This window comes from Corallococcus sp. CA049B, from assembly GCF_003611685.1.
In the GTDB taxonomy this organism is placed as follows: Bacteria; Myxococcota; Myxococcia; order Myxococcales; family Myxococcaceae; genus Corallococcus; species Corallococcus coralloides.
This window is the reverse complement of record NZ_RAWC01000433.1, coordinates 1-1,716: the sequence shown is the minus strand read 5'-3', so window position 1 is coordinate 1,716 and position 1,716 is coordinate 1. Positions and strand designations below refer to the sequence as shown.

Here is a 1,716-nt window from a genome sequence, read left to right as displayed (position 1 = left end):
GATATGGGGCGAGCCAGGCGCGGACGGGGGCACGGCGGAGGGGGAAGTCCGTGGCCTCTGGGTGGCGTGCTGTTCGCCTGCGGACTGCTGCTGGGCGGGCCGGCCTTCGCGCAGGAAGAGCGGCGCGAGGACGCCCCGCCCCTTCCCGCTGACGCTCCCGTCCAGGCCGGGCCGCCAGCGGATGCCCCGCTGAACGAGGAGACCGTCGGCGAGGACGCGTCCCGCAAGAGGTTCCACCCGTGGCTCGCGGTGGGGGAGATCACCGCCATCAACCTGTTCGTGTGGACGTGGGACCGGGTCCTCGCGAACAAGGAGTGGGCGCGCGTGGACCCGGACTCGTGGAAGAAGAACCTGAACACGGGCTTCGTCTGGGACGCGGACGGCTTTCTCACCAACCAGTTCGCGCACCCGTACCACGGCAGCCTCTACTTCACGGCCGCGCGCGACAATGGCGTGCCCTACCTGGCCACCCTGCCCTTCACGCTGTTTGGCAGCGCGCAGTGGGAGCTGTTCGCGGAGAACAAGCCGCCGTCCGTCAATGACTTCATCAACACGTCCGTGGGCGGCATGGCCATTGGCGAGGGGCTCTACCGGCTGTCCTCGCTGGTGCTCGACACGGAGGCCCGCGGCGGCGAGCGCTTCGTGCGTGAGCTCACCGCCGCCGCCATGAGCCCCGTGCGCGGCTTCAACCGGGTGCTGCGCGGCGACGTGACGCGCCAGGAACCCACGCCAGCGGAGTGGCGGCCGCGCGAGCTGTCCCTCTGGGGGGCCGTGGGCTACCTCAAGCTGGGCGACGGACAGCCGCTCATCTGGGGAGAGGACCAGTTCTTCCTCCAGCTCGACATGCGCTACGGCAACATGTACCAGGGCGACTTCCACCACCCCTTCGACGCCTTCGACGCGCGGGTCCAGTTCACCACGGCGGAGAGCAGCCTCATCAGCCACTCGCGGCTCCAGGGGTTGATCGCCAGGTTGTCACTCTGGAGCACGGAGAAGGACGAGCTGCGCCTGGGCTTCCTCCAGCAGACCAGCCACGTGGACACGAACGCGTACGAACTGGGCGGACAGTCCCTGCAAGCGGGCCTGCTGCACGAGCGCCATTTCAACGCGCGCTCGAAGCTGAGGACCGCGCTGCTCGTGGACGGCAGCGTCCTCACCGGCATCTCCTCCGAGCACAGCGGCAAGGCGAGCCGCAATTACGACTACGGCCCCGGCCTGGGCTTGAACCTCCAGCTCGCGTACCTGCGCGGCGCCTGGGAGGTCCTCACGCTGGAGGCGAGCACCTCCCACATCATGGTGCTGGACGGATCCAAAGGCTCACACCACGTGTTCACCGGCCAGCTCCAGGCGGACATCCCGGTGTTCAAGCACGTGGGGCTGGGCTCGGAGCTGAACTGGTTCCGCCGACACAGCCGCTTCGACACCTACCCGGACGTGCAGAAGGACGCGTACCAGTTGCGCGTCTTCGTCTCCGTGCACTACTAGCCGCCGCCCTCGAGGGTGAGCGCCGGGGGCGCTTTCCAACACCTGACTGCTTACCTTCCGGATGCACGGCATGGGGCCGTGCCCGGAGGTGCGGGCGGAGCGGATGGGGTACGGCGGGCGGGGGCCATGGCGCGGCGGATTCCGGGGGCCGTGGCTGCCGCGAGGCGTGGCGCTGGCGTGCGCCCTGCGCGCCTGCGTCGCGTTCGCGGACGGTTCGCCACAGGACATGGT

The 1,716-nt window shown here is 69.4% G+C and carries 1 protein-coding gene; it reads left to right on the top strand.

What is annotated here, in order from left to right; translation table 11 throughout:
* Positions 1–66: 66 nt before the first annotated feature.
* On the top strand, positions 67–1,485 hold the full coding sequence (locus D7W82_RS39505; protein ID WP_233588214.1) for a DUF3943 domain-containing protein: 1,419 nt from the start codon (positions 67–69) through the stop codon (positions 1,483–1,485).
* Positions 1,486–1,716: the final 231 nt, after the last annotated feature.